This window comes from Alistipes sp. HGB5, from assembly GCF_000183485.2.
Taxonomy (GTDB): Bacteria; Bacteroidota; Bacteroidia; order Bacteroidales; family Rikenellaceae; genus Alistipes; species Alistipes finegoldii.
Genome location: NZ_AENZ01000021.1, coordinates 139,981 through 160,386 on the forward strand (window position 1 = coordinate 139,981; position 20,406 = coordinate 160,386).

Consider the following 20,406-nt stretch of genomic DNA (forward strand, 5'->3'; position numbering starts at 1 on the left):
CGGATCTGTATTCGGGGTGTAGAGGGATGTTTGTTTCGGTTCTTCGGGGTTTCGGTCGGAGATGCTTCCGGTTATTTTCTGCGCCGGGTTAGTCCTTCGGGCAGCGGCAGCCGGATGCGGGTGATGCTGACGACGGCGCCCGTCAGGGCGAAGCCTCCCGCGAGCAGGAGCGCCGTATGGGTACTGTTTTCGGGGACGATGTGGAACAGGAGGGCCATCAGCGCGGCGCCCGTGATCTGGCCCACCAGACGCGCCGTGGCGAGCATGCCGCTGGCGCTTCCGCTGCGCTGGGGCGGGGCCGAGGCGATCAGTATGCTGTTGTTGGGCGACTGGAACAGTCCGAATCCCGCGCCGCAGAGCACCAGCCGCCATGCGATGTCGAAAGGCGCCGGATCATCGGGCAGGAAGGCCAGCAGGAACAGTCCCGCGGCCATGGCCGTAAGTCCCATGCCGCCCAGAAATCCGGCGTGGACACGTTCGACGAGGAGGCCGGCGATCGGGGCCACGACCATGATCACGGCGGGCCATGCGGTCATCAGCAGTCCCGTGGCTACTTCGTCGTAGCCGAATTCGTGCTGCAGGTAGAAGGGCAGGGCCACCATGGCGAGCATCTGCCCCAGAAACGAGCAGATCGACGTTAAGACCGAGACCGAAAAGATCGGGATGCGCAGCAGGTCGAACGGCAGCAGCGGATAGGGTTCGCGCAGCTGGCTGCGGATGAAGAAGAAGCCGACGACGAGCAGTGCGGCGATGCCGGCCGAGAGGATGCGCGGATCGAGACCGTGCGAGAATCCCTCGACCGAAGCCATCAGCAGCCCGAACGTGAGTGCGTTCATCACGGCGTCGCGCCAGTCGAAGCGGTGGGTGCCGACCCGCACGGGGTTGTCGGGCAGGAAGCGGCGGCTCAGCGACAGGGCGACAAGCCCGACGGGAATGTTCACGGCGAAGAGCCACGGCCAGTGGGCGATCGAAAGGATGCCTGCGGCGATGGTCGGGCCTGCGACCGACGACACGGCGACGACCGTGGCGTTGAGACCCAGCCCGCGGCCCAGCTGCGCCTTGGGGTAGATGATGCGGATGAGCGTGGTGTTGACCGACGTGACGGCCGCGGCGCCGAAGCCCTGCATGACGCGCGCCAGCACCAGCGTGGCGAGCGACGAGGAGAGTGCGCAGCCCACCGAAGCCACCGTGAAGAGCATCAGCCCGCCGATGTAGACCTTGCGGTAGCCGACCAGCTCGCCCAGCGCCGAGAACGACAGCAGCGAGACCATGATGGCCAGCTGGTAGGCGTTGACGATCCAGATCGAGTCGGCGGACGAAATCCCCAGCTCCTGCCCGATGGTCGGCAGGGCGACGTTGGCGATGGCGCTGTCAAGCACCGACAGTCCGACGCCGAACGCCACGGCCAGAATGGCCCACAAGCGGCGGGGCATCGGCAATCCGTCCGCAGGCGGCGCTATGTAGGGAATGGTGCTCACGGAGTGCAAAGGTAATACATGCCGTCCGCAAATCAAAACGGGTGCCGGGCTCGCATGAAAACGGAGGCCCGGAAATTTCCGGGCCTCCCTTCTCACAACTATGAATTTGAACTTTTTACTTTAAAAAACGGTATGGTAGTATGCTTGTGGCTGGTTGTGATTCCGGTTTATCTGCGGTCGCTCTCCGGCACGATCCCGCCCTGCGGTTCGACGCCCTTGAGGTATTTGGCGAGGAACTTCTCCATCGCGCGGTAGAAGTCGAAACGGTTCTCCTCGTTGTGGAAGCCGTGGCCTTCGTTGTCCTTGACCATGTAGTCCACATGCACGCCGCGGCTGCGCAGCGCTTCGACCATCTGGTTGCTCTCGTTGATGTTCACGCGGGGGTCGTTGGCGCCCTGCACCACCAGCAGCGGGGTCTTGATGCGCTCGGCGTTGAGGGCCGGCGAATTCTCGCGCAGCATCTCGGCGTCCTTTTCGGGGTTGCCGACCATCTCGTACATCATGTCGAGCATCGGTTTCCAGTAGGGCGGAATGGTTTCGAGGAACGAGAAGAGGTTCGACACACCTACGTAGTCGATGGCGCAGGCGTAGAGGTCGGGATCCTTCACGATGCCCTGCAGCGTGGCGTAGCCGCCGTAACTGCCGCCGTAGATGGCGATCTTCGCGGGATCGGCGATGCCTTTGCCGATCAGCCAGTTCACGCCGTCCGTGATGTCGTCCTGCATGGTCTGGCCCCACTTGCCGTAGGCGATTTCGGTGAATTTGCGTCCGAAGCCCGTCGAACCGCGGAAGTTCATCTGCAGCACGGCGTAGCCGCGGTTGGCGAGGAACTGCGCTTCGGGGTTGAAGCCCCAGTAGTCGCGGGCCCAAGGTCCGCCGTGGGGATTCACGACCACGGGCAGGTTCTTGGCGTTGTGCACGGTCTTGCCCACGGGCAGCGTCAGGTAGCCCTCGATCTCCAGACCGTCGCGCGAAGTGTAGTTGATAGGGATCATCTCGGCCATCTGCTCCTCTTCGATCCACGGCGCGAGGTCGGCCAGCTTGGTCATCGTGTCGGCCTCGACGTCGTAGAGGTAATAGGTGCCCATCGTGCGGTCGCCGCCTGCATAGACGATGTATTTGTCCTCGGCCTTGTTCGAGCCGGCGATGCCGATGGCATAGCCGCGCAGGTGCTTCTCCATGCGGCCGAACATCTCGCCCGTCGCCTTGTCGAAGAAGTGGCGCGCGGTGCCTTTGTGGCCGGTGTAGGAGACGCCGAGCAGTTTCTTCTGCGCGTCGCTGTACCAGATGTTGTCCAAGTCGTATTTGTCGTTTACGTAGAGCTGTTCGATCTCCTCGCACGTCGCGGGGTCCATCAGCACGAGGGCGACCTTGTCGCGTCCGAGGTTGGTGACGGCGTAGACCTGCTTGTTGTCGGGGGTGAAGGCGGCGAACGAGACGCTCTCCTTGAAGTTGGTCGTCAGCACGGGGCGGAAAGGCTCGGCTTCGGTTTCGCGGTAGCGGATCTGCGAATTGACGCCGTCCACGATGGCGTAAGCCACGCGCAGGCGGCCGTTGTGGTCGGTCTGCCAGCCCTGAATGTCGCCGGGATTCTCGCACAGCATCGTCATCTCGCCCGTGTTGAGGTTCAGCCGGTAGGGGTCGAAGATCATCGGATTGCGCTGGTTGGTGCCGATGATTATCAGCGAGTCGATCTCTTCCAGCGGGTCAATGATCTGCGTGCGGACGCCCGGAATGGCGGTGTAGGCCTTCGGGTCGCTGCCGTCGATGTTCACGCCGTAAAGCTGGTAGTTCTCGTCGCCGCCCGTGTCCTTCAGGTAGAGGATGCGGTTGTCGCCGGCCCAGAAGTATCCGGCCAGATCGCGCTCGGTCTCCGAGGTGATGCGCACCGCCTGCTTGCCGTCCACGGGCTGTACGAAGATGTTGCGGCGGCTTTCGTAAGGCGCCATGTAGGAGAAATAGCGGCCGTCGGGCGATATCTGGTAACCGGTCTTCTCCGAATTGCGGAAGAAGGTTTCCATCGGCAGCTCAGGGGCCGTCTTGGGTGCGCAGGAGGCGAGAACGGCCGCCGCTGCGGCGAACAGAAGGAGTTTTTTCATGGGATTATTCGTTTGTGTTTTCGTTTTGCTTTTCGGAGCGCAGGGCGTCGCGCCAGATGGCGCAGACCGAGAGGATCAGCAGTATCAGCAGCGGCGTGTCGGACAGGTGCGAAACTTCGGGGAACAGAAGCTGGACGGCTACCGAGAGCGCGAAGGCGGCCACGACGATGAATACGGCCAGCATGCGGATGATTTTTTCGATCTCCATAGGATGTCTTTTTTAATTGCGACACTGCAAACTTACAAAAGAAATTTTGAAAAACAAATAAAATTTATTGTTTTTCGATAAAAATTTTATGATAAGCGGGTCTGAGTGCTTTCGCTGGCTGAAAATCGTAACGAAAAAAACGCCCGAAGGCGTTTCCTTGATATATATGTCGTCCGGCATACGTGCTGTCCGGCCGGCGCGGGCTATTGCGCATCGACGAATTTGTAGAGCTGGTCGCCGCGGCGGATCGTCCCTTGGGTGCGTACCGCGCACAAGGTTCCCTGAGCGACGGACGGGACGGGCTTTCCGTCGGTGTCGTGCAGCTCGGCGAGCGTCTGTTCGGCGACGCCCGTCGTGGCGCCCATGAAGAATATCTCTTCTCCCACGGCCAGCGGAGCCGCTTCGACCAGCACTTCGGCCACCGATATCCTTTTGTAGAAGTTGGTCACCTTGCCCACGTAGACCTTGCGCCGCGTGGCTGCCGATCCGTAATGTTCGCTGTGTTCGGCGACGGGTCGTCCTGCGTAGTAGCCTTCCCAGAATCCGCGGTTGAAGACCGTAGCGAGCCGCTCTTTCAGTCCGGCGGCCAGTTCGGGCGTGTATGTCCCGGCTTCGATGGCGCGCAGCGCCTCGTCGTAACACTCCACCACGCGCTTGACATACTCCGCGCCCCGCGCCCGGCCCTCGATCTTCAGCACCCGGACGCCCGCGCCGATGAACTTGTCGAGAAAATCGACCGTGCAGAGGTCCTTGGGCGAGAGTACGTAGCGGCCGTCCACGTCCAGCGCCGCGCCGGTCTCCTTGTCTGTGACGGTGTATTTGCGGCGGCACAGCTGGCGGCATGCGCCGCGGTTGGCCGAGCAGTTGGTCTCGTAGAGCGAAAGATAGCATTTGCCCGAAACCGACATGCAGAGCGCGCCGTGGGCGAACATTTCGAGCTGAACCAGTTCGCCGCGCGGTCCCCGGATGTCGTTCTCGGCGATTTCGCGGTGAATCCGCGCCACCTGTTCGAGCGTCAGTTCGCGGGCCAGCACCACCGTGTCGGCCCACTGCGAAAAGAATTTCACGGCTTCGGAGTTCGAGATGTTGCTCTGGGTCGAGATGTGGACCTCGACGCCGATGCGCCGTGCGTAGAGAATCGCCGCGAAGTCGGAGGCGATGACGGCGTCGATGCCCTCGGCCTTGGCGCGGTCGATCACCTCGTGAACGGTCCGCAGCTCGTCTTCATAGACGATGGTATTGACCGTCAGATAGGTCTTCACGCCTGCGGTGCGTGCCGTGGCGACGATCTTCGCCAGATCGTCGAGCGTGAAGTTGGCGGCAGACGCCGAGCGCATGTTGAGTTTGCCGACGCCGAAGTAAACCGAATCGGCTCCGGCCTGAATGGCCGCCGCCAGCGATTCGTACGACCCCACGGGGGCCATGATCTCTATATCGGAACGTCGCATGTCAGTTTTTGCGTCCTATCAGACTTTCGGCGTATTCGCGGATGCGCTGCGTGCGGGCCTTGTCCGCCGACAGCGTATCGAGGATCGAGAGCGCCCGCTCGAACCGCAACGAAATCTGCTGCTCGGTCAGACGCGGCACGTCGAGCCGGTCGTAAATGGATTTTACCGCGGCGATCTTTTCGGCGTCGGACAGCCGCGCGTCGAGACGGGTCGTGCGCAGCGCTTCGCGCGTCGCTTCGTCGGCGCGGCTCATGGCCGTAATCATCAGGTAGGTCTGCTTGCCTTCGAGGATGTCGCCGCCGATGGCTTTGCCCAGCCGGTCGTCGCCGTAGCTGTCCAGCAGGTCGTCCTGAAGCTGGAAAGCCAGCCCCAGCTCGATGGCGAAACGGCGCAGTTTGCGGCAGTCCTCCTCCGAGGCGCCGCCCAGCATGGCGCCGATGGTGATCGAGCCGGCCAGCAGCACCGAGGTCTTGAGTTCGATCATGTGCATGTATTCCACGACCGAGACCTTTCGTTTGCTCTCGAAGTCCATGTCGTACTGCTGTCCTTCGCAGACTTCGAGCGCCATGGTGTTGAACGTGCCCAGTATCCGGGGCAGCAGCTCCGCGGGCACTTCGCTCAGCAGGCGGTAGGCGCAGATCATCATGGCGTCGCCCGAAAGGATCGCCACGCTCGGCCCCCACTTGGCATAGACCGAAGGTTTGCCGCGGCGCACGGCGGCGTTGTCCATGATGTCGTCGTGCAGCAGCGTGAAGTTGTGGAACACCTCGACGGCGGCCGCAGCCGGCAGGGCGGCCTGAAACCGGTCGGTGAAAATGCCGTGTGCGAGCATCAGCAGCATCGGGCGCAGGCGTTTGCCGCCGCCCGCCAGCGAATAGCCGATCGGTGCGTAGAGACGTTCGGGTTCGGCCGGGAACTCGGTCTGGGCCAGATAATTTTCGATTGCCAAGAGCAGTTGCTCGTTCGTTTGCATCATTGTAGTACTACATTTTGGAGCGGAATCTGTCCCAAAAGTAGGAAAAAAGTTTGGAGTAGCCGAATTTTGGATTAACTTTGACCTGATAATTGCTAACTTTTTTAAACCGGACATATTATGAAAAAACTCGCGATCGGCGTGGATATCGGCGGCATCAACACCGCCTTCGGCCTTGTCGATGAGAACGGCGACCTCTATGCCGAATCGGTCATTTCGACCAAGAAATATCCCCATGTAGACGATTATCCGGCTTACATCGAAGATTTGTGTCAGGCGATGCACGCGCTGGCCGACAGTCTTTCGTTCGAATACGAGCTGACGGGCATCGGCATCGGCGCCCCCAACGCCAATTTCCACAAGGGTACGGTCGAGAATCCCGCCAACCTTTGGAAATTCCGCGAGGGCGACCCCAATCCCGACGAGAGCCGCCGTCTCTTTCCGCTGGCCGACGATATCGGCAGATGTTTCGGCGGCGTGAAGGTGCTGGTGACCAACGACGCCAATGCCGCGACGATCGGCGAGATGATTTACGGCAACGCCAAAGGTATGCGCGACTTCGTGATGATTACGCTCGGCACGGGACTCGGTTCGGGCTTCGTCTCCAACGGCGAGATGATCTACGGACACGACGGTTTTGCCGGCGAGTTCGGTCATATCATCGTCGAGCGCAACGGCCGCGAGTGCGGCTGCGGGCGCAGGGGCTGTCTGGAGACCTATGTTTCGGCGACGGGCATCAAGCGCACGGCTTTCGAGCTGATGGCGACGATGACGGCGCCCAGCAAACTGCGCGACATTGCCTTCGCGGACTTCGATGCGTCGATGATTTCGGCTGCGGCGGAGCAGGGCGACCCGGTGGCGCTGGAGGCTTTCCGCTATACGGGCGAGCTGCTGGGCCGTGCATTGGCCGACGTGGTGACGGTCACCTCTCCCGAAGCGATTTTCCTCTTCGGAGGTCTGTCGAAGGCGGGCAAGCTGATCTTCGAACCCACGCAGTGGTACATGGAAGAGAACATGCTTTTCGTATTCAAGAACAAGGTGAAACTGCTTCCGAGCGGTATTCAGGGCAAGAACGCCGCCATTCTCGGCGCTTCGGCCCTGATCTGGCAGCAGGAGAACAAATAAGCCGTATTCGCCGGGCCGGTCTGTTTCGCTCCGATTCGGGCCGCCGGTTTACGGGGTATGAGGGAGAAGTCCGCGGACTTCTCCCTCTTATTTATTTCGTTTCGGCGCTGTCTTCCGCTGTCCTCCGCCTCTGTTGCGTTCCTGCCCGTTTCGTTGGGCGTGCTCTTTCCTTTCCGGCAGGCCGTGCGTGCTGCCGAAAACAGAATTCCCGGTCTTCGCTACGAAGACCGGGAATTCATATGTTCGTGCGGGTTGCAGCCGGGGGCCGGCGGATTGCCGGACCCCGGTGCCGCGGTTAGCGCATGGCGATTTGCGAGGTGCCGATCAGGCGGCCTTCGCAGAAGAGCTGCACGGTGTAGGTGCCTGCGGCGAATCCGGTGCTGTTGTAGAAGATGCCCACGTCGAGGTCCTGATTTTGGTAGTCCACTTCGCGCATGGCCGAATAGCTCAGGCGTTCGCCCTCGAAGTCGAAGGTCGGCATGGCTTCGGTGGTCAGCACGTAGCCGTCGGGCGAGGTGATGCGCACGTAGATCGTCTTTTCGCCCGGCGTCGCCAGTTCGTTGGCCGTCAGCACGAAGTCCACGCGCAGGCGGGCGGCGTTCTTGACGCGCGATACCGGTTTGCTGTTGGCGTTGAGCGCCGCCAGCGTGATGTCGCGGGCGCGGATCACGGCGCCGACACGGACCTTGTTGTCCAGTTCGGCGGCCTTCTCCTCGGCCATTTCGGCGCGCAGTTTGGCCGACGAGATCTCCTTGCGGTAGCCGACGTTTTCGCTGATGAGTCTCTTGTTGAGCGTATTCAGCGAGTCGATCTGACGGATGTAGCCCTTCATGATCGTACGCAGCGTACCTACCTCTTTCTCGTACTGCTTGATTTTGGCGAGGTTCCACGAACGCTCCTTCTTGAGGCGCGTCATCAGCGAGTCGGCGCGGTCGCGTTCGATGGTCAGCCCCGCCGAGATGCTGTCGTTGGTGACCTGCAGGTTGTCGAAGTCGGTCATCAGCCGTCCCAGATCGTTCTGGATCGAGTCGCGGTCGCTCTGCAGCAGCCGGTTGTCGATCATCTGCTGGCGGTGGATGCTGAAATAGAGCGCCGAAAGGGCCACCAGAATCACCGACAGGATGATGATGACGATGCGGTAGCCGCGGATGGATTTGCCCGCGTCGGGCTGGGGAGTCATGTAGTCGTCGTCCTCGAATTCCGAGGGGTCGTATCCTTGCTTATTTTCTTCCATAAAAGCTGGTTTTTCGGAAATAGGATTAATTTGATGTTGCCGGGGTAACTTTCGTTTCTGCAAAGATATAAAATTTTTATTTTATCAGGCTCGTCATCGGGTATTTAAGCCCTTTGTAGCCCGAAATATAGGCGTTGATGCTGCCCACGCGCACGGGCGATTCGATGTAAAGCGGGATTTTGTTCTCGTCGTCCGAGATCCAGAGCGTGAAGACCGTGCCGTCGGTAAACGAGAATCCTTCGGTGGTGCCCAGCTGGCATTCGAACTTCAGGGTCTTGAATTTGCCCATGTTGCGGATTTTCTTTGTCTCGCGGTTGATGAAGCGGTAGCTCAGGTGCCGGATCGTGTCCTGAAGCACCATCTGGAGCGTCGCCGGCTCGCCGGGCTTGAAGCTGTCGGCGTCGGATCCGCGCATGGTGAAGAAGAGCGCGATGGCGTCCATGCTTTCGGGCGTCAGCGGCATGGTTTTCTCCTGATAGGGTTTCTGGCGGCGGCGCCAGCGGGTGAAGACCTGATTGTTCTCCCAGTCGTAGTTGTAGTAGCTCTGGAACGTATAGTCGCCTTCGTGCAGGTCGCTTTCGAAACGTACGGGGCGCTTTGTCTCCGGGTCGATCCATACCGTGTAGATGTCTTCGAGGTTGAAGAACCAGCGGTAGGTGGGCAGCGTGCGGCCGATGCCCTCGACCTTGTAGTATTTGCGGCCGGCGATTTCGCTGTCGCTGGTCTTGACCTCCACGGCGCCGACCTCGGTGTTAGGGAACATCTTGGCCTTGTAGCTCACGCGGTAGAAGAGCTGCTCGCCCGGATGGTAGAGCTGGGCCGGGAGGGGCAGGACGGCCGAAAGGAATAGTATCGTGATAAGCAATCGTTTCATGGACAGGGTTTTTTAGGATAAACGTTCGGTGGTTTTGAAATATTACGAAATCATGGAAAAATCAATCTCTTCTTGTCCCGAATACTTCCGCCTCAGCTCCTGCAGTCCGCGGTGTTCCGGGAGCGAGAGATCGCGGTCGGCGGTCAGGATGGCCGCCGCCGCTTCGCGCGAGACGGTGAGTATCTGCACGTCGAGCGTGGGATTGGCGATTTTCAGATCAAATGCCATGCCGCTCTGGAGCGTGCCGTTGATGTCTCCGGCGCCCCGCAGCTTGAGGTCGAGTTCCGCCAGCCGGAAGCCGTCGTTGGTCTCGCACATGGCCTGCAGGCGCGCCCGTGACTCCTTCGAGAGCTTTTCGCCCGACATGAGGATGCAGTAGGACTGTTCGCCGCCGCGGCCCACGCGTCCGCGCAGCTGGTGCAGCTGCGAGAGTCCGAACCGCTCGGCCGACTCGATGACCATCACCGTGGCGTTGGGCACGTCCACGCCGACTTCGATGACCGATGTGGCGACCATGATGTCGGCTTCGCCCGACTTGAACTGGCGCATCGACTCCTCCTTGTCGGCGGGCTTCATCTTGCCGTGGCAGATCGTGGTGACGTAATCGGGCAGCGGGAAATCGCGTGAGATGGCTTCGTAACCGTCCGTCAGATCCTTGTAGTCCATCGCCTCGGACTCCTTGATGAGCGGATAGACCACGTACACCTGCCGTCCTTTGGCGATCTCCTGCTTCATGAATCCGAACAGGCGCAGGCGCGCCGCATCGGTGTAATGTACGGTCTTGATCGGACGGCGTCCGGGGGGCAGCTCGTCGATCACCGAGACGTCCAGATCGCCGTACAGGGTCATGGCCAGCGTGCGGGGAATCGGTGTGGCGGTCATCACGAGGATATGGGGCGGCTGTTCGTTCTTGGTCCAGAGCCGGGCGCGCTGCTCCACGCCGAAGCGGTGCTGTTCGTCGATCACCACGAATCCGAGGTTGGCGAACTGCACCCGGTCTTCGATCAGGGCGTGCGTGCCGATGAGGATGTCCACTTCGCCCGACGCGATCCCTTCGAGCGCCAGCCGGCGCTCCTTGACCTTCGACGATCCGGTCAGGACCGCCGTCTTCACGTCCATGCCTTCGAGCATGCGCGTGATCGTCGCGAAGTGCTGGCGGGCGAGGATTTCGGTCGGGGCCATCATGCAGGCCTGAAAGCCGTTGTCCACGGCCAGCAGCATCGACATCAGCGCCACGAGGGTCTTGCCGCTACCCACGTCGCCCTGCAGCAGCCGGTTCATCTGGAATCCCGTCACGGTGTCCTGACGGATCTCCTTGACGACGCGCTTCTGCGCGCCGGTGAGCGGGAAGGGGAGCTTTTCGTTGTAGAAGGTGTTGAAGACCCCGCCGACCTTCATGAACAGAAAGCCGTTGTTCTTCGACAGACGTTCCGTGCGGCGCGACTGGACGTTGAGCTGGATGCCCAGCAGTTCGTCGAACTTGAGCCGGTACTGCGCCTGCCTGAGCATTTCGGCCGACTGCGGGAAGTGGATGTTGTAGTAGGCGTCGCGCAGCGGGATCAGTCCGTAGCGGGCGCGCACCGCTTCGGGCATGCAGTCCGTGATATGGTCCTTGACCAGCGCCCATGTGTTGCAGATGATCTGGTACATGCCTTTGGCGCCGAGCACGTTCGAGAGTTTCTCGGTCGAGGGATAGATGCCCTGCATGCCGCTTTCGGCCTTGCGCGAAAGGGCCTGCTCCATGGTCTCCAGTTCGGGATGCGCCATCGACAGAAGTCCGCGGTAGAACGACGGACGTCCGAAGATGAGGTACTCGCGTCCGACTTCGACGCGTTTTTCGATCCATTTGATGCCCTGAAACCACACCAGTTCGGCCGATCCCGTCGGGTCCTGTACGTAGGCCGTGAAGCGTTTTTTACGCCCCGTACCGGCATAGGCCACCCCCGTTATGCGGGCGCGGAACTGCAGGAGCGTGGGCGCGCCCTCGGTGATTTCGGCGATGCGGTAGACTTTCGTGCGGTCGATGTAGCGGAACGGATAGTGGCTCAGCATGTCGCCCAGCGTGCGGATGCCCAGCTCCTTGTCCAGAAGCCGGGCGCGCGCTTCGCCGACGCCGCCTACGTATTTTATATCGTTGTCCAGATACTCCACACGACAAATATAATGAAAGTCGGGCGACAAAACGAAAAATTTATTTTCGGACAAGTCCGAAACGCATCCGATATTCCGAAAATATGCGAAAAAACGGATAATCCCCGCAGTGTTTTCCTTTATTCTTTCCGCCGATTGTCTGTTGAAGCTGCTTCGGAGAGCAGCGCTTTGGTGTGGCGGATCAGTTCGGGTCCGCCGGGGGCGCCGTGCCCCGGCACGACGATCCGCGCGTCGGGGAACCGCACGAGCAGGCTGTCCAGCGTCGCGGGCCACGCTGCCGGGACGGCGTCCGAGAGGTTGCCCGCGTTCTGCGCCGCCATCTCCTTGACCATGCAGCCCGCGAAAAGCAGTTTTGCCGACGGAATCCATACGGCGATGTTGTCCTCGCTGTGTCCGCCGCCGAAATAATAGCACCTAATCTCCGTGCCGTGCAGGTCGAGCCGCAGCGAGTCGCCGAAACCGATGTCGGGAACGGGCTTGCCCTCCCTTTGCGCGATGCTGTGGGTGAGGCGGTGGGCATAGGACTTCACGCCCAGCGTTTTGAGATAGCCCAGCCCGCCCATGCAGTCGCTGTGCCAGTGGTTGGGCACGAACGTCGTGACGCAGGCGCGGAGCGTTTCGGCCGCCCAGTCGGTCAGCGTCTTGGTCTGCGCATCGCCGACGGGGGTGTCGAGCAGGACGGCTTCGCCCTCGCGTACGATCAGAACGCCGTTCGACGGCACGGGACCGTAGCCCTCGATCTCATCGACGGCCGTGTAGAGATAGATGCCTTCGGCAAGGCGTTGGACGGTTATGTCGTTTCCGATGTCGATGCGTCGGAACGTGCAGGCCGCTGCCGTCGCCGCGAGCAGCAGTGCAAAGAGGAAAGGTCGGAGTGCGGACATGTTTTTGGGCATGATGACAGGTTGTATTTCGGCAGCAAAGATACTATTTCCGGCGCTGTTTCGATCCACCGGCTCCCTGTCGCAGGCGGATGCGAAGTCCAGCAGCGCCAGCAGGAGGTAGGAAAGACGTTTCCGGAGGGTGGGTTTCATGGTGCGCAGGATTGGGGATTCTTCGAAATATAGCGAATTATTCGCAGTTCGCAAAATTGTGTGTTATCTTTGCCGAAGATAAACTCCGGCTTAGACAGGCGGCGTCTCGGCATAGCCGATTTTCGGCTCTGCGCTCGACTTGCACTGTCTTTGTCAAAGATATTTTCGCACGGACAGGCCGTGTCCCGGCAGTATTCGGAGCAATCCGGCGCTGCGACGGGACGGTGCGGTCCGCTGCGTTGCAAGCGTGAACGATTATGAATCTTTCGGAATACAGCCGCCGTCCGAGCGGCGAAGTGCGCATCGGGCGGGTCGTGATCGGCGGCGGGCATCCTGTCGCCGTACAGTCGATGACCAATACCGACACCAACGATACCGAAGCCTGCGCGGCCCAGATCGAGCGGATCGACCGTGCCGGAGGCGGGATCGTGCGTCTCACGGCGCAGGGCCGCCGCGAGGGCGAGAACCTCGCAAACATTGTACGGAGAGTGCGTGAGGACGGTTTCGACACGGCGATCGTCGCCGACATCCACTTCGTGCCGGAGGTCGCCGCCATCGCCGCGAAATATGTCGACAAGGTGCGCATCAATCCGGGCAATTACCGTACGGATCACGGCGAGCTGGAGGCGCTGATCGCCCAATGCCGCGAGCGGGGCGTCGCACTGCGCATCGGTGTCAATCACGGGTCGCTCTCGAAGCGCGTTTTCGACCGCTGGGGCGATACGCCGCAGGGCATGGTCGTCTCGGCGATGGAGTTTCTGCGGGTCTGCAAGGCGCAGGGGTTCGATCAGGTCGTCGTGTCGATGAAGTCGAGCAATACGCGGGTCATGGTCGCCGCCTATCGTCTCTTGGTCGAAGCGATGGACGCCGAAGATATGCACTATCCGATTCATCTGGGCGTTACCGAGGCCGGAAACGGCATCGAGGGGCGCATCAAGAGCGCCGTGGGCATCGGGGCGCTGATGGCCGACGGCATCGGCGATACGATCCGCGTTTCGCTGACCGAAGCGCCCGAAAACGAAATCCCCGTCGCCGAACTGCTGGTGAAGCATTTCGCCCGGCGGCCGGGCAAATTCCCCGTACTGCATCCCGAACGCTATTCGCCGACCGAATACCGCCGCCGTACGAACGTCGCGGTGCCGGTCGTCCACACCGAGCCGCTGGAGGGCTTTTGCGTGATCGAAGCCGTGTCGGAGAATCCGACGGCCGAACTGCGGGCTGCGATCCTGAACCTCGACACGCCCCGGCCCGTCGTGGTCAAACGCCGTTACGGGGAGACTTCGCCGGAGACGCTAGCTGTCAAGGCCGCCGCCGATCTGGGCGTGCTGTTTCTCGACGGGCTGGCCGACGGCATCTGGATCGACGCGCCGGGCTTCGCGGAGGAAGAGATCCGCAATATCGAGCTGATGATCCTGCAGGCGGCGCGCGTGCGCTTCTCGCACACCGAATATATCGCCTGTCCGAGCTGCGGCCGCACGCTTTACGACATCGAGAAGACCCTCGCCGCCGTCAAGTCGCGCACGTCGCATCTGAAAAACCTCAAGATCGGCGTCATGGGCTGTATCGTGAACGGTCCCGGCGAGATGGCCGACGCCGATTACGGCTACGTGGGCGCTGCTCCGGGGCGCATCACGCTCTACAAGGGCCGTACGGTCGTCGAGCGCAACATACCGCAGGAGGAGGCGCTCGACCGGCTCGTCGAACTGATCCGGGACAACGGCGACTGGGTGGAGCCATGACCGTTCTGCCCTTGGCATACCTCCCCTCGGTCGAGTACTTCGCGCACCTGCTGCGCGGAGGGTGCGTCGTCGATCTGGGCGAACACTTCGTGAAGCGTTCGGAGCGCAACCGCGCCCGCATCCTCGCCACCGACGGCGTGATGGAGCTGACGGTGCATGTGCGCAATGCCAACCGGCCCCGCCAGCCGGTGCGCGATGTGCGGATCGACTATTCGAAACGCTGGCAGCATCAGCATTGGGGCGCGCTGGTCGCTTCGTACAAGGGATCGCCCTATTTTGATTTCTACGCCGAATATTTCGAGCCTTTCTACCGCCGGGAGTACGGATTTCTGGCCGATTACAACCGCGGACTGCTCGAACTGCTCTGTTCGCTGACGCATGTCCCGATGCCGGACTTTTCCGAGAGCTATGTCGATGCCGCCGCCGGGGACCTCGACCTGCGTCCCAAGCGCAAAAAAGAGGGTCCGGCGTTTATCGCCGAAACCTATGTGCAGGTCTTTTCCGACCGCATGCCTTTCCAGCCTAATTTGTCTGTTGCGGACCTGCTGTTCGCCGAGGGACCGGCTGCCGCTTCGGTTTTAGCACGTTGCCGACTCTGAGCGTTACGCTGTCGCACTGCTCCCCGGCCACTGCTTTCACCTGCACGATACCCTGTATTTCCACCGAGTCGGAACGGTACTGGCAGGCGGCGTATTGGGTCATTGCCACGGTGTCTGCGCCCACGAACAGCGTAGGCGCTCCGACCGACGAATAGACGCTGAACGCCTGCCGGTTGCGGTCGCGCAGGCTGCGCCGCTTGTCGACGATATGCAGCGTCGGCTTCCGTTCGTTCCACAAAGCCCTGTATAAGTAGTATGCGTCCTTGCGCTCGCGGCGGTCGATCGTCACCAGCCCCTCGCCGTTGATGCCGTAGGGACGGCGCGCCGAACCGTAATCGAACATGTTGTTGATCCACGTACCCCAGAAGAGCGAATCGTTCTGCAGGTTCTTCACGTATTCCTCGTGGAAGCGCGTCTGGCGCTCTTCGGGCATCCAGTTCGAGCGGGGTGCGGCCTGCGCCGTGTAGCTCTTGTGGCCGATGAAGCCGCTGCCTCCGTAACATACGCCCGAACGGAGGTTGGACCAGTTCTTCTGCAGCTGGTTGCGCCATACGGCCACGTCGTCGGTCGAGCCTTTGCGCCAGCCGACGTCCTGCCGCCAGACGATCAGGTCGGTGATAAAGTTGAGGCCACCGTTCTGGTCGCTGCACGCCACCGTCGGACGCGAACGGTCCATTGCGTGCGCCGTGTCGTTGAGCCGGCGCAGGTAGGGCGTCACGTCGTCGCCGCGCATCCAGAGCCGCGAGAAGATGCCCCACATCACCACCGAAGGGTGGTTGTAGTTCTGGGCGATGATCTCCTGCAGCTGCTGTATGCCGTTCTGCTCGAACTGCGGCGTGGCGAAGTAGGCCACGTCTCCCAGAAACGAGGAGCGGTGCAGCGGAGAGTCTACCCAGACCAGCAGGCCCTGCTCGTCGCAGCGGTCGTAGAGATACTGCGCGTGGGGCATGACGGCCGAACGCAGGGCGTTGGCTCCCAGATCGCGGATCTGCTGCAGGTCGGCGTCGTAATCCTGCGCCAGAACCGCGCCGCCCGAAATGGCGTTGTCGTGGTAGAGCGTCACGCCATGAACCGGAATGCGCTCGCCGTTGATCGTAAGGCCGCCCGCCGTGGTTACCTGAATGTTCCGGAAACCCGTGCGTACCGTCACGCTGTCCGTTACGGTCTCTTCGCCGATGCTGGCCGTTACCCGGTAGAGCGCCGGAGAGGAGGGGCTCCACAACTGCGGATCGGCGATCGAGAAGGGGATGACGACGGGTCTGCCGTCGAGACGGGTTTTCTGCCGTTTGGTGAAGACTTTGCGTCCGTCCGGGGCCGTGATGTCGAGCGTCAGCATGCAGGTGCTTTCGCCCGCCGAGGTGAGATATATCTCCGCCTCGCCTTCGACCAGCGCGCTGGTGACCGAATTCTGGCGCACGAGTACGCCCTCCGAACCGAGGTGGAGCGGTGAAACGGCCGTCTTTCCGGTCAGGATCAGCTCCGCTTCGCGGTAGATGCCGCCGTAAAGATTCATGTCGGTCGAAGCGGGGAGCACGTCGTCGCGGCTGTTGTTGCTCACCACGACCAGCAGCGCATTGTCCTCGCCGAAGCGTATCTTGTCGGTGATTTCGAAGGTGAAGGCCGTGGACCCGCCGCGGTGTGCGCCGACATGATAGCCGTTCACGAAGAGGTCGGCGACGTTCTGCACGCCGTAGAACTTCACGAACAACCGTTTCGATGCCCATTCGGCGGGTACGTACATGTCGTTCTGATAATTGGCTGTCGTTTCGAGGAAATAACCGCAGGCTCCCGTGTCGGTATTCCATGTGTGGGGCAGGGTTACGTGCCGGGCGTTGTCGCTGCTGTTCTCCGACTTGAAGAAGAAACGCCATCCTTCGTTGAGCGGAAATACCTCGCGGGCCTGCACCGAAGCGCAGGCGGCAAGGAGCAAGAGTGTTGCTATGTATCTTTTCATGGTTCCCGAATTTATTATGCGTCCGCATGCAAAGATAATACAACATCGGTTCAAAATCAAATTTTTGAGATGCACGCCGCCGGATGCCGTCGGGCGCGAAGCCGTTGTCGGACGGGGGCCGACAGCCGGATAACCGCCGTCTGCGGACCTCCCAGACGTATTGCGGGGCGGATTTCGAAACGGCGATTGGCCGGACAGACGGCCCGGCCGGCGGCGGAGTCCGTGCCGGCGGCCGCAGTGTGCCGGAGAGACGGAAGAATATTGCGGAGATTCCGGATAAAAAAAGCGGCAGACCGCGCCTCTTCGGTCTGCCGCAAGCAGGAATGTTACTTGAAATGGGAGTTGTTGTTAACCAAAAAAACTTTGGGATGTGCTGTTCCTGCTTTGGGGATTTGATTTCCCGCGTTCCCGGCACCGCCCCGAAGGACGGCGCCGGAATAGCGGGAAAGGGGGATTAGTTAGCAGGCTCTTCGGGGTGCAGCTCGATCGTCACGTTGGCGGTCATCGTACCCCACTTGTGGCTGACGGTAACCGGAATGAAGAGCTTGACGGTCTTCTCGACCTTCACGCCGTTGATATTCTTGAAGACGAGCTTCGAGCCATTCTTAGTGATGCAGTTCACACCGAAACGGTCTGCAGCCTTGATCTTGGCAGTCTCTGCGGTGATCGCTTCATCCACTACGTAGTTGCCGTTGGCATCCTTCTTCAGGTTGGTCTTGGCATTTGCAAGGTCCCATGCGGGAGCATTCACTGCATAGTAGGCATAGAGTTCGGCAGCATATTTCTCCTTCTCGCCCGTACCGGTCGTCACCTCAGCCACGATGTAGTCCTTGAAGTCGGTCATCGTGAAGGCTTTCGAACAGTCAACCTCGGACCCGCTGATAATCTGGTCTACGAAGTATGCATTGGTCAGCTCGGTGTTGATCTTAAGAGGTTCGACGAAGTAGACATTGAAGTCGGTCAGTTCAATGTGGTTGTAGGGATTGATTGCAGCCCAAACCTTGAGCGTAGCCTGCTGTTTCAGGATACCGATGCCGGCTTCGTTGTTGAGTACCTGTACGGTGATGTCAGCAGCGGCAGCAGCGTTTACGGCGCCCGTGTTCGTGGTTTCCGGAGCGTACCAGTTGTCACCCATACCGTTGTAGTTGAGCTGAACGGCATCCAAAGCGCCCTTTTTCAGCGTGTAACCCGTCTTGTCGGTTTCGCCGGCAGGTTCGGTGTTGCCAGTCAGTGCGGGAGCGTAACCCGTAGCAGGCTGTTTCTTGGCGAACTGGATATCCCATTTGCCGCAGGGAAGCATATCTTTGACAGGTTTGCTGTCGGAGAACAGACGGTCGAGTTCATAACGGTATGCGCAGGTCGCATATGCACCGGGCGTATTGTACTGGATGGGATAAACATATGCCAGCGTGTAATCCGAGTGCCAGAACGAGGAGTCGTAACCGTAGATCGAAGGCAGGGTCGGCTTCTTAATGTTCACAACGAACGAGAAAGTGAGTTTGCCCTGATATGCGTTCTGTGCGGGAATCGTCACATTGACAACCTTCTTCACTTCCTTGCCGGCGATCAGGTCTGCGATCACATTGCCGATCTGCTCAGGCGACAGCGTCCATGTGAAGGCGGCAGCAGACTCGGCAGCGGCGGCATCGAAATTGTAAACCAGCTCGACACCATCGGCAGCAGCCTGAGCCACTGTACCCACGGTATGGTCGGTTGCGGTAATTTCGGGTGCGGCATAGGTTGCGATGAACTCAGCCTGCGACAGACCATTCTCACCGAGCTTGCCGAGCACCTTGGTAACCATCTCTTCCCAAGTGAACGAACCGGTGAAAGCGTTGCAAGTCAGCGTGTAGTTGAACGTCTTGAGAATCTCCAGATCAACCGGAGCGATCTTCTCCCTCAGCCACTGCACCTTGAAATAACGGACATCGACGACGGCGTTCTTGTTGTTTACGTCAACCAGCTCGACGCGAACGATCGGCGTCTTGTCGATGGCTGCTTGGTTGTTGGTCGTTCCGTCGGGCAGTTTCGAGGTCAGCGTCCATGCGCCGTCCGTATTGGCTACGCTGGCGAATTTCTGCTGGTCGGTATCGTTGTCACCTACCGTATAAGGCTTGGTCGGCAGTGCGAAACGGAACTCAAGGCCGGCGGCTTTCAGTGTCTCTTTGGTGATTTCCTTGGCTTCGTCGTTATCGATATAGCAGCCGGTAACCATCGACAGCAGGTCGATCGGTTTGTTGTATGCTTCGGTGAACGAAGGATCGGCAGCCTGTGCATCCTCGTATTTAGCCGAGAAATGATAGTGGGTTGCAGTTTCGTCGCACTCGAACTTGCCATCTGTCGCTTTACCAGAGTTCAGGTCGATCAGAGCTGCGATTTTCGGTTCGATGGCCGTTTCGGTCAGCGCGACATAATCCGAATATACAGCAGTGCCTACTTCGCCTTCGCCGAGGTATTTGTCTGCGAGGGGTACTTTCAGAGCAGCCGTGTAAACATGGTTAGCATCCAGCGTAAGAGCGGTGCCTGCAGTCTTCTTCACGTCTACGGTCAGCACGCCGCCAGCGATATCCCATGAAGCGACGCTCAGCAGTTGTTCGCTGACAGCGGCACGCGTGCGAACCTCAGCCTTTTCGAATACGAAGCTCGGCTCTTTGACATCCTCTTTCGTAACGACCGAGGGGCTTACGTTGTAGCGTACCGAAGTAGCCGAAGCTGCGGTCGTAGAAGTCGTCGAACCTTGTGCCACGGTCTCGGCCGATGCGGTCGAGGTGACTTTCCAAGCTTCATACGACAACGATTTCAACTCGATGGTCTCGATGCCGCCGACATAAAGGTCGGGAATCAGCAGCACGCTGGTCAGACGGCCTGAAATCATGGCTTGCAGGTCTGCGACAGCGTCACTTACAGCCTGAGCAATAGCCTTGTTGATGAAACCGTCCTCTTTCGTTACGGCATCTTCAAGATATTGCTTGATTTTTACATCGTAATCGTCGATCGCCTTGGTCAGCTTGGTCTCGTTCACGAGGTTGGCCGAAGCGACGGCAGCATCGAACGAAGTCTGGAATGCATCCTTGCAGGCGTCGCCGGCAGCCTTTATAGCTGCGTCTTTTGCTGCATTGATGGCATCCTGAATAGCCTTCTCCGTCGTAAATTTGCCAAGGTTCTGCGTTACGGCCGCTACGGCGTCACCCACGTATTTGGTAGTCGCATACGAAGAAAGCGTCGTGTTCAGATAGCTTTTCGTAACATAATTGTCCGAAAGGTCTTTTTCGATAGCTTCGATGTCCTTCTGGAGTTGTTCCTGTGCCTTCTCCAAAGCCTCGATGTCCTTGGCATTGGCATCTGCATCACTCTTTAGTTCGTCGATCCGTTTACCGAGAGCTTCGTCGGCACTCTTCAGGTTATCGACAGATGTCTGCAACGAACTGAGCTGCGACTCCAAAGTCGCGATTTTACCAGTGGTCAACTCGTCGAGGCGGTTGTTGAGTTT

The 20,406-nt window shown here is 60.0% G+C and carries 14 protein-coding genes; 3 read left to right on the forward strand and 11 right to left on the reverse strand.

Features of this window, described 5'->3' with window-relative positions; genetic code table 11:
- Positions 1–71 precede the first annotated feature (71 nt).
- From HMPREF9720_RS03900 to HMPREF9720_RS03920, 5 genes are all read right to left on the reverse strand, one after another.
- Positions 72–1,433, reverse strand: coding sequence for an MFS transporter (locus tag HMPREF9720_RS03900; protein ID WP_175282392.1), 1,362 nt, complete (start codon positions 1,431–1,433; stop codon positions 72–74).
- A 212-nt stretch (positions 1,434–1,645) separates the two neighbouring features.
- Entirely contained in the window at positions 1,646–3,577 is a 1,932-nt protein-coding gene (locus tag HMPREF9720_RS03905) for a S9 family peptidase (protein WP_009596857.1), read from the reverse strand.
- A 4-nt stretch (positions 3,578–3,581) separates the two neighbouring features.
- Positions 3,582–3,785 (reverse strand): hypothetical protein, encoded by a 204-nt coding sequence (locus HMPREF9720_RS03910; protein WP_009596810.1) that lies wholly within the window; start codon positions 3,783–3,785, stop codon positions 3,582–3,584.
- Positions 3,786–3,988: 203 nt separating this feature from the next.
- Positions 3,989–5,233, reverse strand: coding sequence for a peptidase U32 family protein (locus HMPREF9720_RS03915; protein WP_009596797.1), 1,245 nt, complete (start codon positions 5,231–5,233; stop codon positions 3,989–3,991).
- Between the two features lies 1 nt (position 5,234).
- Positions 5,235–6,206 (reverse strand): polyprenyl synthetase family protein, encoded by a 972-nt coding sequence (locus HMPREF9720_RS03920; protein WP_050805076.1) that lies wholly within the window; start codon positions 6,204–6,206, stop codon positions 5,235–5,237.
- Positions 6,207–6,326: 120 nt separating this feature from the next.
- On the opposite strand from HMPREF9720_RS03920, the gene HMPREF9720_RS03925 reads away from it, so the two are divergent.
- Positions 6,327–7,331, forward strand: a complete 1,005-nt coding sequence (locus HMPREF9720_RS03925) for an ROK family protein (RefSeq protein WP_009596926.1) — start codon at positions 6,327–6,329, stop codon at positions 7,329–7,331.
- Positions 7,332–7,626: 295 nt separating this feature from the next.
- Here HMPREF9720_RS03925 and HMPREF9720_RS03930 read toward each other — a convergent pair whose 3' ends face one another.
- The 4 genes from HMPREF9720_RS03930 to bla form a co-directional block, all read right to left on the reverse strand.
- Positions 7,627–8,565, reverse strand: a complete 939-nt coding sequence (locus HMPREF9720_RS03930; RefSeq protein WP_014775192.1) for a hypothetical protein — start codon at positions 8,563–8,565, stop codon at positions 7,627–7,629.
- A 76-nt stretch (positions 8,566–8,641) separates the two neighbouring features.
- A complete protein-coding gene (locus HMPREF9720_RS03935; protein ID WP_009596913.1) occupies positions 8,642–9,439 on the reverse strand; it encodes a DUF3108 domain-containing protein in 798 nt (265 codons plus the stop codon).
- Between the two features lie 42 nt (positions 9,440–9,481).
- A complete protein-coding gene (recG, locus tag HMPREF9720_RS03940; RefSeq protein WP_009596921.1) occupies positions 9,482–11,590 on the reverse strand; it encodes an ATP-dependent DNA helicase RecG in 2,109 nt (702 codons plus the stop codon).
- 119 nt (positions 11,591–11,709) lie between these two features.
- Positions 11,710–12,624, reverse strand: coding sequence for a subclass B1 metallo-beta-lactamase (gene bla / locus HMPREF9720_RS03945; protein WP_009596813.1), 915 nt, complete (start codon positions 12,622–12,624; stop codon positions 11,710–11,712).
- A 257-nt stretch (positions 12,625–12,881) separates the two neighbouring features.
- Between bla and ispG the strand changes: the two genes are divergently transcribed.
- Positions 12,882–14,363 carry a (E)-4-hydroxy-3-methylbut-2-enyl-diphosphate synthase gene (ispG, locus tag HMPREF9720_RS03950; RefSeq protein ID WP_009596898.1) on the forward strand — a complete coding sequence of 494 codons (1,482 nt, stop codon included), beginning with the start codon at positions 12,882–12,884 and terminating at the stop codon, positions 14,361–14,363.
- Positions 14,360–14,962 carry a WbqC family protein gene (locus HMPREF9720_RS03955; protein ID WP_014775190.1) on the forward strand — a complete coding sequence of 201 codons (603 nt, stop codon included), beginning with the start codon at positions 14,360–14,362 and terminating at the stop codon, positions 14,960–14,962. Before ispG ends, HMPREF9720_RS03955 begins: the two co-directional genes overlap by 4 nt.
- On the opposite strand, the gene HMPREF9720_RS03960 is transcribed toward HMPREF9720_RS03955, so the two are convergent.
- Positions 14,886–16,916, reverse strand: coding sequence for a glycoside hydrolase family 2 protein (locus HMPREF9720_RS03960; protein WP_039939766.1), 2,031 nt, complete (start codon positions 16,914–16,916; stop codon positions 14,886–14,888). The two genes, HMPREF9720_RS03955 and HMPREF9720_RS03960, sit on opposite strands and share 77 nt — an antisense overlap.
- Before the next feature lie 454 nt (positions 16,917–17,370).
- On the reverse strand, positions 17,371–20,406 hold a 3,036-nt coding region (locus HMPREF9720_RS03970; RefSeq protein ID WP_050805072.1), incomplete at its 5' end, for a hypothetical protein.

Coding starts and splice junctions, on each gene's coding strand:
- HMPREF9720_RS03900 (WP_175282392.1), bottom strand. CDS start 1,433: ATGCCCCGCCGCTTGTGGGCCATTCTGGCCGTGGCGTTCGGCGTCGGA.
- HMPREF9720_RS03905 (WP_009596857.1), bottom strand. CDS start 3,577: ATGAAAAAACTCCTTCTGTTCGCCGCAGCGGCGGCCGTTCTCGCCTCC.
- HMPREF9720_RS03910 (WP_009596810.1), bottom strand. CDS start 3,785: ATGGAGATCGAAAAAATCATCCGCATGCTGGCCGTATTCATCGTCGTG.
- HMPREF9720_RS03915 (WP_009596797.1), bottom strand. CDS start 5,233: ATGCGACGTTCCGATATAGAGATCATGGCCCCCGTGGGGTCGTACGAA.
- HMPREF9720_RS03920 (WP_050805076.1), bottom strand. CDS start 6,206: ATGCAAACGAACGAGCAACTGCTCTTGGCAATCGAAAATTATCTGGCC.
- HMPREF9720_RS03925 (WP_009596926.1), top strand. CDS start 6,327: ATGAAAAAACTCGCGATCGGCGTGGATATCGGCGGCATCAACACCGCC.
- HMPREF9720_RS03930 (WP_014775192.1), bottom strand. CDS start 8,565: ATGGAAGAAAATAAGCAAGGATACGACCCCTCGGAATTCGAGGACGAC.
- HMPREF9720_RS03935 (WP_009596913.1), bottom strand. CDS start 9,439: ATGAAACGATTGCTTATCACGATACTATTCCTTTCGGCCGTCCTGCCC.
- bla (WP_009596813.1), bottom strand. CDS start 12,624: ATGAAACCCACCCTCCGGAAACGTCTTTCCTACCTCCTGCTGGCGCTG.
- ispG (WP_009596898.1), top strand. CDS start 12,882: ATGAATCTTTCGGAATACAGCCGCCGTCCGAGCGGCGAAGTGCGCATC.
- HMPREF9720_RS03955 (WP_014775190.1), top strand. CDS start 14,360: ATGACCGTTCTGCCCTTGGCATACCTCCCCTCGGTCGAGTACTTCGCG.
- HMPREF9720_RS03960 (WP_039939766.1), bottom strand. CDS start 16,916: ATGAAAAGATACATAGCAACACTCTTGCTCCTTGCCGCCTGCGCTTCG.